The organism is Streptomyces sp. NPDC045431 (assembly GCF_040646655.1).
GTDB lineage: Bacteria > Actinomycetota > Actinomycetes > Streptomycetales > Streptomycetaceae > Streptomyces.
On the sequence record NZ_JBEZAQ010000002.1, the window covers coordinates 534,694 to 556,583 of the forward strand.

Annotated in this window: 18 protein-coding genes; 11 read left to right on the top strand and 7 right to left on the bottom strand. The window is 71.4% G+C overall.

The window, feature by feature from the left end; all coding sequences use genetic code 11:
• The first annotated feature begins 928 nt into the window (after window positions 1-928).
• From AB0A69_RS06915 to AB0A69_RS06925, 3 genes are read left to right on the top strand one after another with little or no spacing between them, the layout of a single operon-like run.
• Window positions 929-1,726, top strand: a complete 798-nt coding sequence (locus AB0A69_RS06915; protein ID WP_361416126.1) for a hypothetical protein — start codon at window positions 929-931, stop codon at window positions 1,724-1,726.
• Complete coding sequence (locus AB0A69_RS06920) at window positions 1,723-3,060, top strand: hypothetical protein (RefSeq protein ID WP_361416128.1); 1,338 nt, start codon at window positions 1,723-1,725, stop codon at window positions 3,058-3,060. The genes AB0A69_RS06915 and AB0A69_RS06920 overlap by 4 nt, the downstream gene beginning before the upstream one ends.
• Entirely contained in the window at window positions 3,057-3,854 is a 798-nt protein-coding gene (locus AB0A69_RS06925; protein WP_361416130.1) for a hypothetical protein, read from the top strand. The genes AB0A69_RS06920 and AB0A69_RS06925 overlap by 4 nt, the downstream gene beginning before the upstream one ends.
• Window positions 3,855-4,181: 327 nt before the next feature.
• On the opposite strand, the gene AB0A69_RS06930 is transcribed toward AB0A69_RS06925, so the two are convergent.
• From AB0A69_RS06930 to AB0A69_RS06945, 4 genes are read right to left on the bottom strand one after another with little or no spacing between them, the layout of a single operon-like run.
• Window positions 4,182-5,195, bottom strand: a complete 1,014-nt coding sequence (locus AB0A69_RS06930; protein WP_361416132.1) for a TIGR03842 family LLM class F420-dependent oxidoreductase — start codon at window positions 5,193-5,195, stop codon at window positions 4,182-4,184.
• Between the two features lie 12 nt (window positions 5,196-5,207).
• Window positions 5,208-6,620 (bottom strand): dihydropyrimidinase, encoded by a 1,413-nt coding sequence (gene hydA, locus AB0A69_RS06935; protein ID WP_361416134.1) that lies wholly within the window; start codon window positions 6,618-6,620, stop codon window positions 5,208-5,210.
• A 51-nt stretch (window positions 6,621-6,671) separates the two neighbouring features.
• Complete coding sequence (locus AB0A69_RS06940; protein ID WP_361416136.1) at window positions 6,672-7,964, bottom strand: aspartate aminotransferase family protein; 1,293 nt, start codon at window positions 7,962-7,964, stop codon at window positions 6,672-6,674.
• Window positions 7,964-8,806: a nitrilase-related carbon-nitrogen hydrolase gene (locus tag AB0A69_RS06945; RefSeq protein WP_361416138.1), complete on the bottom strand. Its 843-nt coding sequence runs from the start codon at window positions 8,804-8,806 to the stop codon at window positions 7,964-7,966. The genes AB0A69_RS06940 and AB0A69_RS06945 overlap by 1 nt, the downstream gene beginning before the upstream one ends.
• Window positions 8,807-9,294: 488 nt before the next feature.
• Here AB0A69_RS06945 and AB0A69_RS06950 point away from each other — a divergent pair, with 488 nt between their 5' ends.
• The 5 genes from AB0A69_RS06950 to AB0A69_RS06970 all read left to right on the top strand — a co-directional run bounded on the left by AB0A69_RS06950 (window position 9,295) and on the right by AB0A69_RS06970 (window position 14,350).
• A complete protein-coding gene (locus AB0A69_RS06950; protein WP_361416140.1) occupies window positions 9,295-9,867 on the top strand; it encodes an NAD(P)H-binding protein in 573 nt (190 codons plus the stop codon).
• Window positions 9,868-10,046: 179 nt separating this feature from the next.
• Window positions 10,047-10,517 (top strand): hypothetical protein, encoded by a 471-nt coding sequence (locus AB0A69_RS06955; protein WP_361416142.1) that lies wholly within the window; start codon window positions 10,047-10,049, stop codon window positions 10,515-10,517.
• Between the two features lie 268 nt (window positions 10,518-10,785).
• Window positions 10,786-12,258, top strand: a complete 1,473-nt coding sequence (locus AB0A69_RS06960; RefSeq protein ID WP_361416144.1) for a uracil-xanthine permease family protein — start codon at window positions 10,786-10,788, stop codon at window positions 12,256-12,258.
• A complete protein-coding gene (locus tag AB0A69_RS06965) occupies window positions 12,255-13,643 on the top strand; it encodes an amidohydrolase family protein (RefSeq protein ID WP_361416146.1) in 1,389 nt (462 codons plus the stop codon). The genes AB0A69_RS06960 and AB0A69_RS06965 overlap by 4 nt, the downstream gene beginning before the upstream one ends.
• Window positions 13,640-14,350 carry a sulfite exporter TauE/SafE family protein gene (locus AB0A69_RS06970; protein WP_361416148.1) on the top strand — a complete coding sequence of 237 codons (711 nt, stop codon included), beginning with the start codon at window positions 13,640-13,642 and terminating at the stop codon, window positions 14,348-14,350. Before AB0A69_RS06965 ends, AB0A69_RS06970 begins: the two co-directional genes overlap by 4 nt.
• Here the strand turns inward: AB0A69_RS06970 and AB0A69_RS06975 are convergent.
• On the bottom strand, window positions 14,334-15,422 hold the full coding sequence (locus AB0A69_RS06975; protein ID WP_361416150.1) for a LacI family DNA-binding transcriptional regulator: 1,089 nt from the start codon (window positions 15,420-15,422) through the stop codon (window positions 14,334-14,336). The two genes, AB0A69_RS06970 and AB0A69_RS06975, sit on opposite strands and share 17 nt — an antisense overlap.
• 175 nt (window positions 15,423-15,597) lie before the next feature.
• Window positions 15,598-16,401, bottom strand: a complete 804-nt coding sequence (locus tag AB0A69_RS06980; protein ID WP_361416152.1) for a hypothetical protein — start codon at window positions 16,399-16,401, stop codon at window positions 15,598-15,600.
• A gap of 224 nt (window positions 16,402-16,625) precedes the next feature.
• On the opposite strand from AB0A69_RS06980, the gene AB0A69_RS06985 reads away from it, so the two are divergent.
• The gene (locus AB0A69_RS06985) at window positions 16,626-17,846 is read left to right on the top strand and encodes a cytochrome P450 (protein WP_361416154.1); all 1,221 of its coding nucleotides are present in this window, start codon (window positions 16,626-16,628) and stop codon (window positions 17,844-17,846) included.
• Between the two features lie 18 nt (window positions 17,847-17,864).
• Here the strand turns inward: AB0A69_RS06985 and ggt are convergent, their stop codons facing one another.
• Complete coding sequence (gene ggt, locus AB0A69_RS06990; protein ID WP_361416156.1) at window positions 17,865-19,673, bottom strand: gamma-glutamyltransferase; 1,809 nt, start codon at window positions 19,671-19,673, stop codon at window positions 17,865-17,867.
• A gap of 107 nt (window positions 19,674-19,780) precedes the next feature.
• On the opposite strand from ggt, the gene AB0A69_RS06995 reads away from it, so the two are divergent.
• A complete protein-coding gene (locus AB0A69_RS06995) occupies window positions 19,781-20,542 on the top strand; it encodes a hypothetical protein (RefSeq protein ID WP_361416158.1) in 762 nt (253 codons plus the stop codon).
• A gap of 63 nt (window positions 20,543-20,605) precedes the next feature.
• Window positions 20,606-21,811, top strand: a complete 1,206-nt coding sequence (locus tag AB0A69_RS07000; protein WP_361416160.1) for an Ig-like domain-containing protein — start codon at window positions 20,606-20,608, stop codon at window positions 21,809-21,811.
• The last annotated feature ends 79 nt before the right edge of the window (window positions 21,812-21,890 follow it).

Genomic DNA, 21,890 nt, shown 5'->3' on the forward strand with positions numbered 1-21,890 from the left:
TCCCTACGCGCTGTTGACAGGTCCTTGACGGTGCGAGGCAGCAACCTCAGCCGCCACCGCCCGTTCCCAACTGGGCCCGTCGCTCGACATTCCCGACTGAGCGCCACGGTGCATGCGCCAGGAGGGTAAACGACGCGGTTCGTGCTGCTCCCGCCATGCGTCGATCACAGCAGTCGTCTCCCGTTCAGATGGAGACGTGGCGTCCTGCACCAATCGAGCCGACGCCGATGCCGGGGCACCAGCGGAGGAAGGGGCAAGGACGGCGTGGGCACGGCCGACCAAGCCTTTGGCGTCGAGCCTTAACTCATGACTTCCTCGGACAACCACCTCGCATAATCGATTTTTCTTCCCTGTGCCGGCAACCCTCACTGGGATTATGGAGACTCCACTCAGACGCGACACGCGGAAAATGGGAAACCATTTTCGATCCACCCAATAACATGCTATAGGCCGTGCCACTTTGCACGACCGGTCCACAATCAGCCATCTTCACCCCACTCCGGAGTGCAGCCGGTATTAGCCATCTGACGGCAACCCGGGCTGTTACACAAGGCTTCCTTCCCGAACAGACGCTCCACCGGCTTGCCGACTGGCCGTTTTGCGATGCGTGAGGCTCGATCATTTCCAGCCGAAGATAAAGTTTCGATTGCCTGACGCTTTCATCGCTCGCACGCTGAGCTATCCAATTCATCGCACGAAGTCAGGAGGGGGACGGGCATGGCCTGCTGGCTCTGGTGCGCGAGCACAGCCGGGAAACAGGAGATGGTGCTGGTCCACGCATGAGCGCTGCCCACAACACGAACAGCCAGGTGATCATGTCTGGCGGCGGGATCAGCGGTGGCAGCTTCACCTACGGAGCGGAGCCGAAGAAGTGACCGGGCCCTTCGAGACCGTCGGTGGGCCGAGGCCGGAGCCGCCCACAGGGGAAATGACCGAAGGCGACGCGAGCTCAGGGCCGCCCGAGGAGCAAGCCACTGCTGGGCAGGAGTCGACGCCTGACCAAGCGAAAAAGGCACAGGCCGGCGACGAGGCGGCGGAAGAGTCGGAGGTGCGGCCTCCCTTGGACTTCCGGGTGTCCCACGTGTCGCACTCCCAGATCATTCTCGCCGCCGGTCCGGTGTCGATGTACAGCAAGCAGCCTCTGACCGTGACGGCTATCGCGGACGCGGAATTGCGCGCGGTCAGTATGGCCTGGGTGGGGCATGGATCCGGAGAAGAGCCGATCCCTACGGCTGCGGAGGTGACGTCCCTGCTGTCGGGTGACGGCCCTCCCCTGGCGGTGATCGCGGGGCTACCCGGCTACGGAAAGCGCACAACTGCGGTGCGGGCACTGTGGCGGGTGTCGCGTGCGCGGGCAGCCGAAGGCAGGTCCTTCACGCTGAAGGAGGTCAGGCCCGACTGGGAGGACCCCGCTGTCCCGGACACGTCGCTACTGCCGGAGGAGCCGCAAACCGGCTACCTGCTGGACGTCGCATCTGAGGTGAGCGCGTGGTCATCACCGACGACGGTCGCCAACGCACTGCTCGTGCACGCCGAGAAGCTGGCACGAGTCGGATCGTGCCTCGTCGTCGTCGCGGATGAGCGCAGCTGGCCCGAGAGCGCCTCCGGCGCGGCCAATCGCGTACTGGTCCGCGCAAAGGTCCGGCCTCCGGCCCGTGAAGTGGCAGTTGCGCACCTCCGGTACCTGTACGGGAATCGACACGCGCGTCCTGGGTACTGCCGTTGAAGGACGAGCAGAGCAGCGGACAAGCGGCCGGGCTGCTGACAGACGACTCCAGCCCAGCGGACGGGGCGAAGCTGGCAGCCACCCTCGCGGCGGTCGACGGCTCCCCGGACAGCCTGCAGCGGGCGATCAGCGAGTTCCAGGAGTGGCGCAATGATGTCCGCCAGGTGTTCGAGGAGACCCAGGACAAACCCGAGGACCGAGCACTCCTGGTGGCCGGCTTGTTCCTGGAAGGGGACGAAGCCCTAGCTGCGCAGGAAGGGGCCCGCGAGCTCCTCGGTGAGAAACCTCAGCAAAGCGTGCGTGAGATCTTGTCCGGCCCTGACCTGACGACCCGTCTGGAAAGGGTCGGAGCGAAGGTCAGTGAGCGAAAGATCAGCTTTTCCCACAAGCCCGGGTACTCACGGGCGGTGTTGCTGCATCTGTGGCATCAACGCGCCGACATCCACGACCATTTGCTGACATGGCTCGACCGTGTGGTGAGCAGAGCCGGCAACACGGGCCGCGTAGGGGCCGTGAGCGAACTGCTGGTCCAACTGGCGATCGCGGAGAACGACATCCGGGTGATCGACAAGTTCCGTAAGTGGATCGATGAAAGCGATCAGGACAAACATCTCCAGCTGATCGCCACGGTGCTGTCCCGGGCAGCCGAAGCCGACGCCTTGGGCCCAGACGTACGAGCCCGGCTCCTGACATGGTCACAGGACGAATCCGAGTCCGTGGCAAGGGTCGTGGCGCTGGTCTGCCAGGGTGACTTCGCGACCCGGTTCCCCAGGCAGGCCCTCGTACGCCTGAAGCACATCCTCAGCCGGCCCGAGCGCGACCGCGCCGTGGAAACCGCCGAGGCGGCACTGCGGAAGGTGGCCGCCGCTGAGAACCAGCTGCCCGGTGTGTGGCGGACCGTGAGCCGGTGGGCCACCGGCGGGAGGGGCGAGAACACCGGCGGCCACCGCGCCTTCTTGGCTCTCCTCGACCCACACGGCGACCCCTTCCTGCTGCAGGTCATGCTGGAGGCCGCCCACAACGACAAGGAAGTCGAGGAGGCCCTGGTCAATGGCTGGAGCGCGGCGCTGGACAACACGTCGGTGCACGCCGAATGCCGTCGCCTGATCGACGGCTGGGCACATGCCAGAGCTGAAAACCTCGTACGCCCCGACCAGGTCATCGCGATCCTCAACCAGGTCATCAGGCGACACCTGATGAGCGTACCCATCTCCGCGCTGCTCTTTGGGGATCCCGCAGCGGCCGATGGCGAGGCGGTGATCGCACTTCGCCGAGACCTGATTCTGCCGGCGCAACTCAGGCGCTTCCAGGTCGAGTCGTCCATGGAGTCATGACCGTGAAGCCGAGCGACCAGCTCCCGAGGAAGGTCCGCAGACAGCTACGCAAGGGGTTGGCCCGGATCGAGGGCCGCGCCGGGAGCCGCCACGAAGGCATCGGCTTTCACGTGGCAATGGCTGCCACCGTGCACAGTGGGCCATCGATTGAGGCGGACGCAACGGATATCACCCGCGATATCCGTATCGCACTGCGCCGTGCAGCGGCGGATGCACTCCAGTATTGCGAGGCTTTCGACTTGTCCGAAGCACAGGATGTCTGTGCCCGGGAACTAAGCCGACGGCGATTCCTGCCGACGCACCCGCCTGTGGAGTACAGCGCCTTCGATGTCCAGGTCACGCTTCTCCCCTCGGACCGGGCAGCTGCGGAGAAGCTGCTGACGGCGAAGCGCGCCCGAACAGCACAGGACGCGGTGCGCCGTCAGGAATGGGAGGCACGCATCGCGGAGCTGTCCGACCCGGCCGCAGTGCTCCTGCTGTGGCTGGACCAGCAATCCGGGGAGTGGGCGGACGAGAAAAAGGCTCCGGACGACAAGCGGCTCACGGCCATTGCGGATTTGTTCGCCCGATACCAGCCTGCCGAACGCAACGGTGCGGAGTACGCCCTGGTCGAGGTGGTCCGTCAATTCCTCGACTCCTTCGCCGACCCAGCGCAGAAGAAGATGTTGTACGGCCTACTGGCCGGCGGCATGGAGGCCGCAGGTCGTCCCCTGCACGCTGACCGGGCGAGATCGCTGTACCAGCACTTCCCCGCTGAAGCGGCAGGTGGCATGAGTAGCGGAACCGCGCGGTGATGGCCATGAAGACCGTCGTGTGGCGCTGGCTGCTCTCTCCCCGCACCAGCTGGCTCGCCTGGGTCCTCTCCCGGCGCAGTGAGGGCGACATCCCGTTCGACACAGCCTGGCGCAGCGTCCGTGTGCGCCTCCACCCCGACGAGGCCATCTACCGCGCGGCAGGCCACCGAGGCCATGAGCAACCCAACGGCCAGCCGACCGTCAGTTCGCCCACCTCCACGAGTACCGGCACGACAACCACTCCAAAGGCCACCGCCCGCCATGGAGGAAACCGGGCAAACAGCGGTGGATGGGCTGCCGCTGAGCTTCGCTCCGGCGGCACCGGCGCTAGAACTCATCCAGGGTGCGGAGTGCGGGGATGATGTCGGTGCCGTACGCGTCGATCGTCGCCTCCTTCGCGTCGTGCATGGCGTACACCGCGAACTGGTCGACGCCCAGGGTCCGGAGCGCCTTCAGTTTGGTGATGTGGGCGGCCGGAGGGCCCAGGAGGCAGAAGCGGTCGACGATCTCGTCGGGGACGAAGTCCGTCGAGGGGTTTCCGGCGCGGCCGTGGTGGCTGTAGTCGTAGCCCTCGCGCCGCTTGATGTACGAGGTGAGGGCCTCGGGCACTAGGTCCGAGTGCTCGCCGTAGCGGCTCACCAGGTCGGCGACGTGGTTGCCGACCATGCCGCCGAACCAGCGGCACTGGTCGCGCGCGTGCGCGAGGTCGTCGCCGACGTACGCGGGCGCGGCGACGCAGATGGTGACCGAGGCGGGGTCGCGGCCGGCGTCCTCGGCGGCCCTGCGTACTGCCGCGACCATCCACTCGGTGAGGAAGGGGTCGGCGAGCTGGAGGATGAAGCCGTCCGCCTTCTGCCCGGCCAGGGCGAGGGCCTTCGGGCCGTACGCCGCCATCCAGACCGGGAGCTTGCCGTTCTTCACCCAGGGGATGCGGACCTGCTTGCCGTCGACGAGCGCCTCGCGGCCCTCGGCGAGGTCGCGGATGACGTCGATCGCCTCACCGAGGCGGGCCAGGGTGTTGGGCTTGCGGCCCGCGACGCGCATCGCGGAGTCGCCGCGCCCGATGCCGCACACCGTGCGGTTGCCGAACATGTCGTTGAGGGTGGCGAAGGTGGAGGCGGTCACCTCCCAGGTCCGGGTGCCCGGATTGGTGACCATCGGGCCGATGGTCAGCTTCCGGGTGTGTTCCAGGACCTGGCTGTAGATGACGAAGGGCTCCTGCCACAGCACGGCGGAGTCGAAGGTCCAGCCGTAGCGGAAGCCGTTGCGCTCCGCGCGCCGCATGAGCCCGACGACCTGCGACGCGGGCGGGTCGGTCTGCAGGACGAGTCCGAAGTCCACTGTCCCGGCCTCCTAGTTCAGGTACTGGCAGGTGGAGCGCGGCGTGTAGAGGCCGTGCCCGGCCCGTCCGGTGAAGCGGCGGTCCTCGATGACCGGTTCGCCGCGCGAGAGGACGGTCTCGACGCGTCCGGTGACCCGTTTGCCCTCGTAGGCGGAGTAGTCGACGCTCATGTGATGGGTCTCGGCGGAGATGGTCTGCTCGGTGTGCGGGTCGTAGATCACGATGTCGGCGTCCGCGCCCGGGGCGATCGTGCCCTTCTTCGGATAGAGGCCGAACATCCGCGCCGGGGTGGCGCAGGCGATCTCGATCCAGCGGCGCCGGCTGATGTGTCCGTCGACCACACCCTGGTGGAGCAGGTCCATACGGTTCTCGATGCCCGGCAGGCCGTTGGGGATCTTCGAGAAGTCGCCGCGCCCGAGCTCCTTCTGCCCGTTGAAGCAGAAGGGGCAGTGGTCGGTGGAGACGACCTGGAGGTCGTTGGTGCGCAGCCCGCGCCAGAGAGCGGCCTGGTGCTCGCGCGGCCTCAGCGGCGTACTGCACACGTACTTGGCGCCCTCGAAGCCCGGCTCGGCGAGGTTGTCGGTGGACAGGAACAGGTACTGCGGGCAGGTCTCGCCGTACACCGGCAGGCCCTTGTCGCGGGCGGCGGCGAGTTCGGCGACGGCCTCCTCGGCCGAGACGTGGACGACGTAGAGCGGGGCGCCCGCGACGCGCGCGAGCTGGATGGCGCGGTGCGTGGCCTCCGCCTCCAGCAGGACCTTGCGGACCTCGCCGTGGTAGCGGGGATCGGTCTCGCCGCGGGCGAGGGCCTGTTCGACGAGGACGTCGATGGCGATGCCGTTCTCGGCGTGCATCATGATCAGGCCGCCGTTGACGGAGGCCCGCTGCATGGCGCGCAGGATCTTGCCGTCGTCGCTGTAGAGCACGCCGGGGTAGGCCATGAACAATTTGAAGGAGGTGACGCCCTCCTCGACGAGCAGGTCCATCTCCTTGAGCGAGGACTCGTTCACATCGGAGACGATCATGTGGAAGGCGTAGTCGACGGCGCACTTGGCGTCGGCCTTGGCGTGCCAGGCGTCGAGCCCCTCGCGCAGCGCGTGGCCCGCCGTCTGGACGGCGAAGTCGACGACGGCGGTGGTGCCGCCCCAGGCCGCGGCGCGCGTGCCGCTCTCGAAGTCGTCGGAGGAGAAGGTGCCGCCGAAGGGGAAGTCGAGGTGGGTGTGGGCGTCGACGCCGCCCGGGATGACGTACTTGCCGGTCGCGTCGATCACGCGCTCGGCGGACGCCGTCCAGGAGGCGGCGATGTCCGTGCCGTGGGCGGCGAGGGCGGCGATGCGGCCGTCCTCGATCAGGACGTCGGCGTGGGTCTCGTCGGAGGCGGTGATGACGAGGCCGTTGCGGATGAGGGTGCGGGTGTTGCTCATGGTGCGGCCCCCTTCGGCGGCTCGGCGGCTGGATCGGGTTCGGGTTTCGGCTCAGAGCGAGCGCAGGGCCCGTTCGAGGATGGCGGCGCCCTCCTCGGCCTCGGCGACGGTCAGGGTGAGCGGCGGGGCGATGCGGAGCGCGGTGGTGTGGTGGCCGCCGCCCTTGCCGATGAGCAGTCCGCCCTCGCGGGCCGCCTCCAGGACGGCGGCGGCCGCCTCGGGGTTCGGCTCGTCCGTGCCGGGCCGCACCAGTTCGACGCCGATCATCAGGCCCCGGCCGCGTACCTCCCGTACGCACGCGACGCCGGCGCCGATAGCGCGCAGCCGCTCGATGAGCAGGCCGCCGACACGGCGGGCGTTGCCCTGGAGGTCGTGTTCCAGGAGGTACGAGAGGTTAGCGAGGCCGGCCGCCATGGTGATGGGCGAGCCGCCGAAGGTCGAGATGGAGTTGGCGGTCAGGCAGTTCATGACCTCGGCACGGGCGACGACGCCGCCGATGGACATGCCGTTGCCGATGCCCTTGGCGAAGGTGAGGATGTCGGGCGGGCCGCTCGCGGCGTGCGCCTGCCAGCCCCAGAAGTGCTCCCCGGTACGGCCCCAGCCGGTCTGCACCTCGTCGGCGATCCACAGGGCGCCGTGCCGGGCGAGCACCTCGCGGAAGGCGGCGTACAGCCCGTCGGGCGGGGAGGTGAAGCCGCCGACGCCCTGGATGGGTTCGGCGATCAGCGCGGCGACCTCGCCGGTGTGCCCGAGCAGGTCCTCCAGGTCCGCGACGCACGCCTCGGTGAACGCCGCGTCGGTCAGGTGGGCGTACGGGCCGCGGCTGCGGACGGCGCCGTGCACGTACAGCGTCTGCAGCGGGGAGAGGGTCGTCGGGCTCCAGGCGCGGTTGCCGGTGATGGAGACGGTGGAGAAGGAGCGGCCGTGGTAGCTGTTGCGCATCGCCAGGATCTGGTTGGTGCGGCGGTACGCGGTGGCCAGGAGCAGCGCCGTGTCGTTCGCCTCCGTACCGGAGGTGGTGAAGAAGACGCGGGCGTCGGGGATGCCGGAGAGGTGGGCGACGCGCTCGGCGAGCTCCACCATGGGGCGGTTGAGGTAGAGGGTGGAGGAGTGGAGGATCCGGCCGGCCTGCTCGGTGACGGCCTTGGTGACCTCGGGCAGGGCGTGGGCGGTCATGGTGGTGAGGATGCCGCCGAAGAAGTCGAGGTAGCGCTTGCCGCTCGCGTCCCAGACGTACCGTCCCTCGCCGTGGGTGATCTCGATCGGCTCGGCGTAGTAGAGCGCGAGCCAGTCGGGGAGGACGGCCCGGTGGCGGGCGTGGAGGTCGGGGGTGCTGTTGCCCATCACGGCTTCACCAGCCCGTCGTACGCGTCGGGGCGGCGGTCGCGGTAGAACGCCCACGTCTGGCGTACGTCGTCGATGAGGCGGAAGTCGAGGTCGCGGACGACCAGCTCCTCCTCCTTGTCGGAGGCGACGTCGCCGACGAACTGGCCGCGCGGGTCGACGAAGTAGCTGGTGCCGTAGAAGTCGTTGTCGCCGTACTCCTCCTGGCCGACGCGGTTGATGGCGGCGACGTAGTAGAGGTTGGCGACGGCGGCCGCGGGCTGTTCCAGCTGCCAGAGGTGGGAGGAGAGGCCGCGGTGGGTGGCGGACGGGTTGTAGACCAACTGCGCTCCGTTGAGACCCAGTTGGCGCCAGCCCTCCGGGAAGTGGCGGTCGTAGCAGATGTAGACGCCGACCCGGCCGACGGCGGTGTCGAAGACCGGCCAGCCGAGGTTGCCGGGGCGGAAGTAGTACTTCTCCCAGAAACCCCTGACCTGCGGGATGTGGTGCTTGCGGTACTTGCCGAGGTACGAACCGTCGGCGTCGATGACGGCGGCGGTGTTGTAGTAGAAGCCGGGGCTCTCGATCTCGAAGACCGGAACGACGATCACCATGCCGGTCTCGCGGGCGAGGTCCCGCATGCGGGTGACGGTCGGCCCGTCGGGGACGGGCTCGGCCCAGCGGTAGTGCTCCGGCTCCTGGACCTGGCAGAAGTACGGGGCGTTGAACACTTCCTGGAAGCCGATGACCTTGGCGCCCTGCCGGGCAGCCTCGCGGGCGTGCGCCTCATGCTTGGCGATCATGGATTCGGTGTCGCCGGTCCAGGTCGCCTGGACGAGGGCGGCGCGCACGATGTGGGACATGAGCTGCTCCTTCGGCACGGCGTCGACGAGCCTCTGCGAGTCTCTACGCACGTAGACGCGGTGCGTAGACAGTGAACGTAAGCCTCGTCACATCACGGGGCAAGACCGCCGCCGTGAACCGACGGAGTCGATCACGTTTCGCACCCGAGTGGTCGACACTCGGTGCTTCTCGGGCGTTTTCGGGTGGGCTGGGCGAGGGCGTCTCGTCGAGGGCGCTCCGGCCGCCCGGCCCCCAGTCACCCAGCGCTCCGGCCGCCCGGCTGCCCAGCCGTCGAACCGCCAAGACGCCGGGCCGCCCACCTCGCCCGGCCGGCACCGCCCCGCAGCGCGCGTCCGCACCGGCACCCGCCGGGCCGGCCCGCGGAACGCCTCCGCAGCGGGCGCCCCGCGGGGCGGCGGCGGCCGGGGCACTGCGGGGCCGAGCCCGGCGGAACCCGGCGCGCGCCCAAAGACCCCCGGCGCCACGCCCCCGAAGACTCCCGCGCCCCGTGCCCCCGCGCCCGGCGGTGGTGCGCGACCCCGCCAAGTACCAGGATCTGGGCGGGCGTTCCGTCACGGTCGTACGGGGCGACGTGACGGACCCGGCGTCGGTCGCCGGCCTCGCGGCGGGGCATGACGCGGCGCTGAACGCCTCGGCGCGCCTGGACGTGCCGTCCGAGGAGCACTTCACGGCCGCGGCGAAGGCGCTGCTGGCCGGGCTGCCGGAGGCGGGTGTGCGGCGGCTGCTGGTGCTGGGCATCGCCACCACCCTGGAGACGGCGCCCGGTGTGCGGTTGATGGACGCGCCCGGCTTCCCGGAGGCGTACCGGCGGTTCGCGCAGGGCCATGTCGCGGAGTACGAGCTCCTCACGGCGGCGGCCGGTCCCGAGCTGGACTGGCTGATGGTGGTGCCGCCGCTGGACCTGGACGCGGCGGGCATCCGCACGGGCCGCTACCGGACGGCGGTGGGCCGGGTGCTGGACGGTCCGGGCCACCTCGCGCACGCGGACCTGGCGCTCGCGCTGCTGGACGAGATCGACACCCCGCGCCACAGCCGGGTGCAGCTCGCGGTGACAAACTGAGAGCTCGGGCCAAGAAGCCATGCGGAAGGCCTTTCGGACCGCCATCTGATCCGGGGACTTCCTCCCGAACCGGCTGCGCGGCGGTTCCGGGGTCGGCTAGCCTCCCCCTGTCCTCAGCGACAAATCGGTGTTTATGACGCCACGGCGCCGGCCCGTCGGGCTGGAGGGGAAGTACTGCCATGACCACTCGCCCGACCGAGTCCGAACTGCTGGCACCCGCCGTGGTGCTGGAATTCTCCGACGACCTGCGGTACGAGGACGTCGGCCCGCTGCGCCGCTTCCTGGAGGCGCGGCTGGCCGAGATGATCGCCGCCCAGGAGGAGGGCAGCGACGGGCACTTCGCCGCCGTCCGGCTGCGGGACATCACCGTGTCGGACTCGGTGCACCTCGCCGACATGCTCTCCGAATGGGGACGGGTGATCGTCGCGGGCCGGCACGACCAGCCCGGCCACATCCAGACCCTGCGCCAGAACCTGCCCCACTGGTGGAACCGGCTGGTCGCCAACGCCCAGCACTTCGCCGACCACCCCGAGTACCTCCCCCGCTGGCGCAATCTGCGCTACCTGTGCGTGGAGCACGCCGAGTTCATCGAGGCCGCCAACGAGGGGATGAGCCGCAGCGGCTACGACGGGGTCGACGCGCACCCGTAACCGCACCCGTAAGCCCACCCCTCACCGCACGCGGCATCCGACGCACGATCACGCCCGGGGACGACGACGCTCGTACGTCTGCGGGCGTCGCTCTGTGCGCACCCCCGGCGTGTCCCGGCGCGTCCCCGACATTCCATCCGCCCGCATCTCTTGACGCGACCCTCGCGGGGTCCCAATACTGACCGCCACATCGATTGGCCAAATCGATTTGGCCCCCGTCCGGGCCGGACCTCAGCCGATGTCGGAGTGCGCCGAACGGAGCTCGCCCGTGTCCAGTCCCCGCCCCACGCCCCCCGTCCCCTCGCCACCGGAGGCCACCGCCCCCTCCCCCGACGCCGCGACGGCACCCGCCACCGCCACCGCTACCGCTACCGCAGGCACCGCCACGGCCGTTGCCACGGCCGCCGTCCATCCGGTGGACGAGTCCCGACCCCTCGGCCGCATCCTGCTCTTCGGGGTGCAGCACGTGCTCGTCATGGCCGCGACCCCCATCTCGGCCATCTTCCTGATGAGCGCGACGCTCCGGCTCGACGCCGGCCTGACCGTCAACCTGCTCTCGGCCGCCTTCGTGCTCTCCGGGATCGGGTCCCTGATCCAGTCGCTCGGTCCCTGGAAGTTCGGCCCCCGGCTGCCGTTCGTCATGCTGCCGGGCGGCGCGCCGCTCATCCTCTTCCTGGCCATCGCCGAGCAGCACGGCCTGCCCACCGCCACCGGGGCGGTGATCCTCACCGCCGCGTTCTACTTCGTCGTCCTGCCCGTCTTCTCGCGCCTGCTCGCGTTCTTCCCCGCGCTCGTCATCGGCACGATGATCGTGATCGTCGGCGTCAACCTGGTGAAGGTCGGCGCCGTGCTCGTCACGGGCCGCCCCGGCACCCCCGGCTTCGCCGACCCCACCAACCTGCTCCTCGGCATGGCGACGATCGGCTTCACCGTCGCCTTCTACGCCCTCTTCCGCGGCGTCCTGCGCCAGCTCGCCGTCATGCTCGGCCTGATCGCCGGTACGGTCCTCGCCTTCGTCCTCGGCAGCGTCGACTTCGGCCAGGCCGCCGAGGGCGGGCTGGTGAGCCTGCCCCAGGCGCTGCCCTTCGGCTCGCCGGAGTTCAACCTGATCGCGGCGCTGCCGCTGATGCTGTACAGCCTCGCCTCCATGGCGGAGGCCACCGGCCAGACGGTGATCAACGCGGAGGCGGTCGGCAAGGAGATCGACAAGAGGGCCGACGTGCCGAAGACCATCCGCGGTGACGCGGTCACCTCTCTCGTCGGCGGGTTCTTCGGCCTGCCGCTGATGGTGACCAGCGGCGAGAACATCGGCATCGTCCGCGTCACCGGCGTACGCAGCCGGTTCGTCACCGCCGCCGCGGGCGTCGTCCTCATCCTCATCGGCGTCCTGGCGCCCGTCACCCGCGCCATCAGCGTCATCCCGTCGGCCGTCGTCGGCGGCACGGCCATGGTGGTCTTCGCCGTGATCACAGTGCTGGGCGTGCAGATGCTCGGCCGGGCCCACCTCGACCGCCATACCAACACCTTCATCTGCGCCGTCGCGCTCGCGCTCGGGCTGCTGCCGATCCTCATCCCCGGCGTGTACGGCGGCTTCCCGCCGAACGCCCGGATCCTCCTCGAAAGCGGCGTCGCCGTCGGCGCCTGCGTCGCCGCCGTCCTCAACGTCCTGTTCCACCACGTCCGCCTGCCCCAGTCCCTGTCCCTGGCCCGTACTCGTACGCGTACCGAAAGCGACCGATGAGAGACCTGACCCCCGACCGCCTCCGCACCGACGACGGCGGCGCACTGCTACTCGCGCCCGACGCCGTCCTCACGCCCGACGGGCTGATGGACCACTACGCGGCCGTCGTCGAGGGCGACACCTTCCGCGCCGTCGGGCCCGTACAGCAGCTGGAGCGGACGCATCCGCACCTGCGGCCGGTCCGGCTGCCCGGGTACGTCCTGATGCCCGGGTTCGTCGACGCCCACCACCACCTCACGCAGAGCTTCGGCGCCGCGCTCGCCTTCGGTGAGCCGTCGGAGATCTTCCGGCGCGTGTGGGTGCCGCTCGAAGGGGCGCTCGACGAAGAGGCGGTGTACGTGTCGGCGAAGCTGGCCGCCCTCGAATCGCTGCGCGGCGGCTTCACCACCGTCGCCGAGGCGGGCACCCGCGCCTCCGTCGACGTCGAGCTGGTCGCGGCGGCGGCCCGGGACGCCGGCATCCGCTGCGTCCTCGGGCTGGTCTGCAACGACCTCGACGGCGACACCGACACCACGCTGGCGGCGGCCGAGAAGCATCTGGCGCGGTATGGCACCGAGGAGCTGGTCCACCCGTCCCTCGCCGTCTCCGTGCCCGAGGCGGCGACGGAGCGCGCCCTGGCCCGTACCGCCCGGCTGGCCGCCGAGGCGGGGGCGGTGGTGCAGATCCACGTCAACGAGCACCTGGCGTCCGTGGAGCGCTCGCTGGTCCAGCACGGGCTGCGGCCACTGGAGTACCTGCACGAAGTCGGCGCGCTCGGCCCGCAGTTGCTCGCCGCGCACGCCACCCTGCTCACGCCCCGCGAGGTCACGCTCCTCGCGGACAGCGGGGCGGCGGTCAGCTACAACCCCGTCGCCAGCGCCTGGAAGGGCAACGCCGTCGCCCCGGCGACGACGATGGCGGAGCGCGGCATACGCTTCGGACTCGGCACGGACGGCACGCGCGGCGACGCGTTCCGGCTGGCGGAGGCGGCCGAGTTCGCGCAGCGCCTCACGTACGGGATCGCCACCGGCGACTCGTCGTGCGGCGGCGGCTGGACCTGGCTGGACCGCGCCAATCGGGGCGGCGCGGACGCCGTCGGCCTCGCCTCCCGTACGGGCACGGTCACCGAGGGCGCCGCGGCCGACTTCCTGCTGGTCAACGTGGACACGCCCGAGGTGCGGCTGAGCTGGGACCTGCCGTGGGAGCTGGTGCGGCGCGGCAACCGCGACCAGATCGGCGCCGTGTTCGTGGCCGGACGGCTGCGGCTGTACGGCGGCTGGCCGGTCGACTGGGACGGCCCGGCGCTGGTGCGGCGGGCGGCCGAGCTGGCCCAGGAGGTGCTGCTCCGGGCGCCGGTGACCCGCGTCCACCCGACGGCCGCCGAGGGGTGGGCGGCCCGGCCGTGAGCACGGAGACACTGATCGTCCTCGCCGTCACGGTGGCCGTCGCGGCGTTCGTCCAGGGGGCCAGCGGCCTGGGCTTCGCGCTGATCGTCGCGCCGGTCGCCGGGCTGCTGGACCCGGGGCTGGTCCCCGTGTTCGTCCTGGCGTCGATGATCCCGCTCAACCTGTACGTGGCGTGGCGCGAGCGCGCCTCGCTCGACCTGCGCGGCGCGGGCTGGATCACGGCGGCGCGGCTCGCGGCCACACCCGGCGGGCTGGTGCTGCTGTGGGTGATCCCGGACCGGCGGCTCGGTCTGTTCGTCGGGGCGGCGACCGTGCTGGCGGCGGTGGTGAGCCTCGCCGCGCCCGCGTTCACGCCCGGCCGGGGCGCGTACGTCGGCGCGGGCCTGGTCACCGGCCTGACGGAGACCGCGACCGGGGTGGGCGGGCCGCCGCTCGCCCTGGTCTACCAGCACCGGCCGCCGGCGGAGCTGCGCGCGACGGTCGCCGTCTGCTTCCTCGTCGGGGAAGTGGCGTCGCTGGCGCTGCTGTTCGCGACGGGCGGCGGCGACGTGGGCCAGCTGGGCTGGGCGGCGGCGCTGCTGCCCGCGCTGGCGGCCGGGGCGTGGCTGAGCCGGCTGGTGCACCACCGGCTGGACGCCCGCCGGATGCGGCTGTTCGTGCTGGTCTTCGCGCTCGTCTCCGGAGCGGTGCTCATGCTGGGGGTGTGACACCCGGTGCGACACCCGGTGCGACACCCGGTGTGCGGCGCAGGGACGAGGCGCGAGGGACCACCCGCGGCTCCGGGGGCGTGGCGACGGACGCCGTCGGCTCGCCGCGCAGCCGGCCGAGGAGCAGCTCGACGGCGTCGTCGGCGGCCCGGTCCAGGTGCAGGTCGACGGCGGTCAGCGGCGGTTCGCAGGTGCGGGCGCGCAGCCCGTCGTAGCGGGTGACGACCATGATGTCGTCCGGGACGCGGCGCCCGGCGTCCCGGATGGCCCGTACGGCTCCGACGGCGAAGACGTCCACCAGCGCGCAGACCGCGTCGACGTCCGGGTGCTCGGCGAGCAGGGCGGCGCAGGCGGCGTAACCGGCCTCCTCGCCGCCCTGCTCGGGCGCGGTCGCCACGACCGGCGCCCAGCCGTGCTCGGCGGCGGCGCGTTCGTACGCGGCGCGGGCGTCCACGGTGGAGTGCCGCGCGCCCGCGCCGACGATGAGGGCCGGGTGGCGCGCGCCCTGCTCGCGCAGGTGGTCGAGGAGCAGGGCGGCGACGAGCCCGGCGCGCAGGTCGACGTACGGCGCCTCGTCGCCGGCCGCGACGGGACGGCCGAGCGCCACGTACGGCAGGCCGCGCTCGCGCAGCTGCGCCACGGCCACGTCGTCCCGGTCGGGCTCGACGACGATGGCGCCGTCGATGTCGACGGAGTACAGCGGGGAACCGGTCCGCACGGGCGGGACGAGGACGAGCGCGTAGCCGTGGACGAGCGCCCGCTCGGCGGCCGCGGCGGCGACCTCCATGTAGAACCCGAGGCGCGAGGGGCCGCCGGCGACGGCGAAGGGCATGGAGGAGGCGAGGGCGATCGCCTTGGCCTCGCCGCGCCGCAGCCGCTGGGCCCGCAGGTTCGGCCGGTAGCCCAGCTCCGCGGCCACCTTCTTGATGCGCTCCCGGGTCCGGGGGTCGACCTTGCCCAGCCCGTTGAGGGCGTGCGAGACGGTCGTACGGGACACGGCGGCCGCCTTGGCGACGTCGGCGATCGTCGGTGGCCGCGAGACGGGGCCGGGAGCGGATCCGGAGGGGGGCATCTGTGTGGGGGCTCCTCGCTCGGGTGTCTCAAGACGGATGCTGCCCACATCTTCCCCGACCGCCCCCGCCACGGAAAGGCTCGCCCGGAGGCCGGCCCGAAGGCCCCCCCGCCACGGAAAGGCTCGCCCCCGGCCGGTGCACCGGCCGGGGGCGAGAGTGTGTCGCGTCAGCGCCTCACGGGCAGCTGGCGATGGTGCTGCGGGCGCGGTCCGGCGCGGCGTGCTCGACCCGGCACTTGTCGACGTCGAGGCCGCCGTCCACGACGCCCCAGCCGGGACCGGCGGAGAGGACGGAGTTGTCGGTGCCGTGGATGGTGTCGACGCCGGGGCCGCCCTGGATGGTGCCGCCCGCCTCGGGGCCGACGGCCTTGGCCTCGATGAGGTCGTTCTCCGAGCCGCCGAGGACCCGGCCGCCGAAGTCGATGGTCCCGCTGGAGATGCGGTCCGTGCCGTCGTTGCCGAAGACCTGGCCGCCGCCGCGGGCGTAGTCGCCGGGGGCGCCGTGGACGCTGCCGACGGTGATGCGGTCGTTGCCCATGTCGCCGTAGACGGTGGCGCCGTGGTCGGCCGTGCCGCGGACGGTGGCGACGATGATGGTGTCGTGGCCGCTGTTGCCGCGGACGGTCGAGTAGCCGTGGCGCGGCATCAGGTGGCTGGTCTGGATGGTGTCGTCGCCGTCGCCGCCGAGCACCTGGGAGTCGAGGATGAGTCCCTTGACCCGGATGTTGTCGTTGCCACCACCGCCCCAGATGATGACGTTCTCGATGTCGTTCTCGCACTCGATCTTGTCGTCCCGGCTGGTGCCGTTGACGCGCTCGCCGGGTTCCACGGTCTTGCCGTTGACGGTGCACTGGTGGCTGGGGAGGGCTCTGTGGGCGTCCTCGGCGTGGGCGGGGAACGCCGTCAGGGACGTGGCGATGACGGAGGCGGCGAACGCGCCGCGCACGGCGACGCGGGACGTGCGGGAAGTTCTGGGCATTCCTGATCTCCTGTGGCTGCTCGTGCCGACGAGCTCGTCCTTGCCCGGCGGGCCCACCCGTCCCACGGGAATCCGACGCACAGTCACCCATTCATACGATCAAGTGTGTTTATTTTCCCTTTGGTCCGTCCGGGGGGAGCCCGCCGGGTGCCGCGGGGGCCCGCGGCCGGTCCGGGAACAGATGTCTCCGGCCTGAACGGACCTACGGGAAAGCGAGCACCGGGATGACACAGACCACCACGGCGGAGACCCCGCCCGCGCGCTTCTGGGCGATCGACGACCTGCCCGGCCTGGAGTTCGACCCGCTGCTGGAGGAGGTGCTGCGCGAGGAGCCCGTGGCCCGCATCCGCCTGCCGTACGGCGAGGGCGAGGCGTGGCTCGTGACGCGGTACGAGGACGTCCGGCTGGTGACGTCGGACTCCCGGTTCAGCCGGCGGGCGCTGGTGGAGCGGACGGCGAAGGCGACCGGGATGACGGCGCACCAGATCGCGTCCAGCGCGGGCTTCAACTACGTCGACCCGCCGGACCACTCCCGGCTGCGGAAGGTCGTCGCGAGGGCGTTCACCGTGCAGGGCATGAAGCGGCTCCGCCCGCTGGCTCAGCGGACCGCGGACCGCCTGCTCGACGAGGTGGAGCGGCACGGGCCGCCCGCGGACCTCATGGCGATGCTCCACGGGCCGCTGCCGCTGTCGGTGGTCAGCGACCTCCTCGGCGTACCGGAGGAGGACCGGTCCCGGCTGGCGGGCTGGCCCGACCTGATCATGTCGACCGGGCCGGGCCCGGAGCGCAGCCGCCAGGTGAAGGCCGAGCTGACGGCGTACATCAACGAACTGCTGGAGCTGCGCCGCCGCGAGCCCCGGGAGGACCTGGCGACGGTGCTGGCGGAGGCCCTGGACCGCGGGGAGCTCAACCAGGAGGAGGCCGTCTCCGTCACCACCGCGATCCAGGTCAGCGGCGCGCACGCGGTCCGCAACAACAGCGCCAACATGGTGTACGCGCTGCTCACACACCCCACGCACCTCGCCCGGCTGCGCGCCGAGCCGGAGCTGCTGCCGCGGGCGGTGGACGAGCTGCTGCGGTTCATCCCGCACCGCAACGGCGTGGGCCTGCCGCGCGTGGCCACGGAGGACCTGGAGGTCGGCGGCGTCCTGATCCGGGCGGGTGAGGTGGTCTACGCCTCGTACCTGGCGGCCAACCGCGACCCGGAGGTCTTCGACGACCCCGACGCGCTCGACTTCGACCGCAGCGAGCTGGGCCACCTGGCGTTCGGCCACGGGCCGCACCACTGCATGGGCGCCCAGCTCACCCGCATGGAGTCGGAGGTGATGCTCTCCAGCCTGCTCAGCCGGTTCCCGGGCCTCCGGCTCGCGGTGGAGCCGGAGGACATGGTGTGGCAGAGCAAGGGCCTGATCCGGGGGCCGCAGACGCTGCCGGTCGCCTGGTAGCAGCCTGGACGGCCGGCCCTATCGGGCCGGCCGGACCACCATCGCCGAGCCGCCGCCGCGCCGGGTCGTCTCCGCGGCGGCGAGCCAGCGGCCGTCGGACAGGCGCTGGATGCCGGTGGCCGCGCCGATCTCGGGGTTCTCGCGGAAGCGGTGGCCCAGCGCCTCCAGCTCGGTGCGCAGGGGGCTGCCGTAGAGGGCGGGTTCGAGCTCGGTCGTCGTCTGGTTGCGCTGGCTGGCGCGCGGCGCCGCGATGGCCTCGACCAGCGGCAGGTCGCGGTCGACCACGCCGGTCAGGGTCTGCAGGACGGTGGTGATGATGGTGGCGCCGCCCGGCGAGCCGAGGGCCAGGACCGGCCGTGCGTGACCGTCGAGGACGATCGTCGGGGACATGGAGGAGCGGGGGCGCTTGCCGGGGCCGGGGAGGTTCGGGTCGTGGACCGCCGGGTTCGCCGGGGCGAAGGAGAAGTCGGTCAGCTCGTTGTTGAGCAGGAAGCCGCGCCCCGGCACGGTGATGCCGCTGCCGCCCGTGGACTCGATGGTCAGGGTGTACGCGACGACGTTGCCCCACTTGTCGGACGCCGTCAGGTGGGTGGTGTTCTCGCCCTCGTACGTCGTCGGGGCCGCGGTGCCGGCCGCCGCGCACGGTTGCGGGTGGCGCGGGTCGCCCGGTGCGAGGGGGCTGGTCAGGACGGCGTCGTCGCGGATGAGGCACGCGCGCGCGTCGGCGAACCTCTGCGACAGCAGCCCGCGTAGGGGTACGTCCTCGAACGCCGGGTCGCCGACCCAGCGCCCCCGGTCCGCGAACGCGATCCGGCTCGCCTCGATGAACCGGTGCAGGTACCGGGCCTGGGACAGGGACGACAGGTCGGTGCGCTCCAGGATGTTCAGCGCCTCGCCCACGGTGGTGCCGCCCGACGACGACGGTGCCATGCCGTAGACGTCGAGGCCGCGGTACGACATCCTCGTGGGCTTGCGCCACACCGTCTCGTACCGGGCGAGGTCACGCTCCGTCAGGTCCCCGGCCCGTACGGTGCGCCGGGCGCCCTCCCGTACCGGCGGGTCCTGCACGGTGCGGACGATGTCGCGGGCGAGCTCGCCCCGGTACAGCGCCCCGGTGCCGTGCCGGCCCAGCTTCTCGTACGTCCGCGCCAGGTCGGGGTTCTTGAACGTCGAGCCGACCTCGGGCAGCCGGCCGCCCGGCAGGAAGAGCTCGGCGGAGGCGGGGAAGTCGCGGAACCGGGCCTCGTTGGCGGCGGTCTGCGCGCGGAAGGTGGCGTCGACGGTGAAGCCGTCGCGGGCGAGCCGCTCGGCGGGCTTCAGCAGGTCGCGCAGTGGCTTGGTGCCCCAGGCGTCGAGCGCGGCCTTCCAGGTGGCGGGGGTGCCGGGGGTGCCGACGCTCAGCCCGCTGGTCATGGCCTCGTCGAAGGGCAGGGGCTTGCCGTCCGCGCCGAGGAGGAGCGAGGCGTCGGCGGAGAGCGGCGCGGTCTCGCGGCCGTCGATGGTGCGCACCTGGCGGGTCTTGGCGTCGTAGTGGACGAAGTAGCCGCCCCCGCCGATGCCCGCCGAGTACGGCTCGGTGACGCCGAGCGCGGCGGCCGTGGCCACCGCGGCGTCGACGGCGTTGCCGCCGCGCCGCAGCACCTCGATGCCGGCGGCCGAGGCGTCGGGGTCGACGCTGGCGACGGCGCCTCCGTACCCCACCGCCACCGGTGATTTGACGGGTGTCGTCGTACCGGACGCGGGTGTCGGTGGCGCGGCCGCGCCCACCGTGAGGGTCGTCGCGGTGACCGCGACGAGCGAGAGGTTCCGTACCGTGGTGCGACGCATCCGTACCTCCAGTCAGACGACCGTCGAACGACCGTCCGGCGAGCGTAACTTCGGGGAAGGCCCCTCGCCAGGACCCCGCCGACACGGTGCCAGTAGCATGCGCGCCCATGTATGACGACGTGCTCAACATCGTGCTCGGTGTGATAGCCACCGGGGTCAGCGCGGGGCTCGGCTGGGTGGCCCGCACGGCCCTGTGGCGCCGCGGGCTCCGCCGCAAGCAGACCTTCTTCGGGCTGCCGGGGAACGCCGAGTGCCTGCTCGTCGTCAACCGCGACGCGGGCACCGACGGCGCCGTCCGGCGCTTCGACGTGTTCGCGCTGCTCGAACTGGCGGCGCTCATCAAGGACTGCGGCGCCCACGCGCGGATCGTGTCGCACGACTCGGCGCAGCAGGGCTTCGGCGAGCGCACCGAGTTCTGCGTCGGCGGGCCGGGGTCGAATCGCCGTATGGAGGCACATCTGCGCACCCTGCTGCCGGGCCTCTCGGTCTCCACGGCTCCGGAGCCCGTCGAGGACCGGGCGATGTTCACCATCGGCTCCGAGCGCTACCGCGCGGACCCGGGCGTGAGCGAGTACGTGCTCCTCGGCCGGCTGACGGCGGGCGAGGGCCGGAGGCCGGTGTTCCTCTTCTGCGGGCAGCGTGCGATCACCAACCAGGCGGCCACTCGCTACCTGGTGCGCCACCACGAGAAGCTGGCCCGCACGTACGGCGCCGACGGATCGTTCGTGCTCCTGCTGAAGGTGGTCAATTCGGAGGCGTACGGTCCCGACGTGGTGGAGCTGGTCGCCGATGTGACGCGGGCGGCGCGGACCGCCGGCGAAACCGCGGCATACGTCACATCCGGCACGGGCGGAAATCTTCCGATTTAACGCAACCGGTCGCCTCCGATCGCCCTCTCACTCGGGGACGAAAGATCGCACCGGAGGTTCCCGTTGACCCTGCTCCGCCGCACCTGCCCGCGCCGCCGCCCCTTCCGCACCGCCGTCCTGTCCGGTACCGCGGGTCTGGCCATGGCCGCCCTGACCGCGTGCTCGGGCGGCTCCGGCGCCGCCCAGGCCGACGACGGGGGCGGCAAGGGCGCCAAGCCCGCGACCCGTATCTCGGTGAACCTCTCCGGCGAGCAGGCCCGCGCGGGTGAGCCGGTCCGCGTCACGCTCGCCGAGGGCACCCTGAAGCAGGTCACGGTCACCGACTCCCAGGGCGCCACGCTCACGGGCACGCTCTCCGCCGACGGGAGGTCCTGGACGTCGGCGCGGAGGGCCGCCCCCGGCACCGGTTACACGGTCCAGGCGCGGGACGCGAACGGCGGCACGGCCACGGCGGGCTTCACCACCGCCGCCGCCGGCAAGGTGAACAAGCTGACGCTGGCCCCGGGCAAGAACACCACGGTCGGCATCGGCCAGCCGCTGTCGATCGTCTTCGACCACCCGGTGAAGAACAAGGCCGAGGTGGAGAAGCACCTCAAGGTGACGACGTCGAACAACACCACCGGCTCGTGGGGCTGGATGCAGGACTGGTCGGGCAAGGACCGGGTCGACTGGCGCCCGAAGCAGTACTGGCAGCCCGGCACCAAGGTCACCCTGAACGCGGAGCTGAACGGCATCGACACCGGCGGGTCCGGCGGCTGGTTCGTACGCGACTACGCGACGACCTTCACCATCGGCAGGAACCAGGTGGTGAAGGCCGACCTCGACACCCACCGGCTGAAGCTGCTGCGGGACGGCCGGGTGGTCGAGGACCTGCCCATGTCGGGCGGCACGCCGGGCGGCGAGAAGGCGTCGTGGCGCGGCAAGACGGTCCTGATGTCGAAGGAGGGCACGATCAACATGCGCTCCGAGACGGTCGGCCTGGGCGACGCGTACGACAAGATGGTCGACTACTCGATGCGGCTGACCTGGTCGGGGATGTACGCGCACGCCGCGCCGTGGAACGCCCGCTACATGGGCAACGCCAACAAGAGCTCCGGCTGCCTCGGCATGACGACCGCCGACGCCCGGTCGCTGTACGAGCAGGTGCAGGTCGGCGACCCGTTCGAGGTCACGGGCGGCGACGCCAAGGGCACGCAGGCGCTGAACAACGGCTACGGCGAGTGGAACCTCTCCTGGGCCGAGTGGCAGGCGAAGAGCGCCCTGCGCTGACCGGCGGGGGCGGGCCCGCCGCGGCCCTCGTTGACACGAGGTCCAATATCGTTACCAGTGCGTAACTTACCGACGGGTT

Excerpts from the sequence above, each read along its gene's own strand:
- AB0A69_RS06940 (WP_361416136.1), bottom strand. The coding sequence starts at position 7,964 with ATGGGCAACAGCACCCCCGACCTCCACGCCCGCCACCGGGCCGTCCTC.
- hydA (WP_361416134.1), bottom strand. The coding sequence starts at position 6,620 with ATGAGCAACACCCGCACCCTCATCCGCAACGGCCTCGTCATCACCGCC.
- AB0A69_RS06945 (WP_361416138.1), bottom strand. The coding sequence starts at position 8,806 with ATGTCCCACATCGTGCGCGCCGCCCTCGTCCAGGCGACCTGGACCGGC.
- ggt (WP_361416156.1), bottom strand. The coding sequence starts at position 19,673 with ATGCGTCGCACCACGGTACGGAACCTCTCGCTCGTCGCGGTCACCGCG.
- AB0A69_RS06965 (WP_361416146.1), top strand. The coding sequence starts at position 12,255 with ATGAGAGACCTGACCCCCGACCGCCTCCGCACCGACGACGGCGGCGCA.
- AB0A69_RS06915 (WP_361416126.1), top strand. The coding sequence starts at position 929 with ATGACCGAAGGCGACGCGAGCTCAGGGCCGCCCGAGGAGCAAGCCACT.
- AB0A69_RS06925 (WP_361416130.1), top strand. The coding sequence starts at position 3,057 with ATGACCGTGAAGCCGAGCGACCAGCTCCCGAGGAAGGTCCGCAGACAG.
- AB0A69_RS06975 (WP_361416150.1), bottom strand. The coding sequence starts at position 15,422 with ATGCCCCCCTCCGGATCCGCTCCCGGCCCCGTCTCGCGGCCACCGACG.
- AB0A69_RS06995 (WP_361416158.1), top strand. The coding sequence starts at position 19,781 with ATGTATGACGACGTGCTCAACATCGTGCTCGGTGTGATAGCCACCGGG.
- AB0A69_RS06985 (WP_361416154.1), top strand. The coding sequence starts at position 16,626 with ATGACACAGACCACCACGGCGGAGACCCCGCCCGCGCGCTTCTGGGCG.
- AB0A69_RS06955 (WP_361416142.1), top strand. The coding sequence starts at position 10,047 with ATGACCACTCGCCCGACCGAGTCCGAACTGCTGGCACCCGCCGTGGTG.
- AB0A69_RS06980 (WP_361416152.1), bottom strand. The coding sequence starts at position 16,401 with ATGCCCAGAACTTCCCGCACGTCCCGCGTCGCCGTGCGCGGCGCGTTC.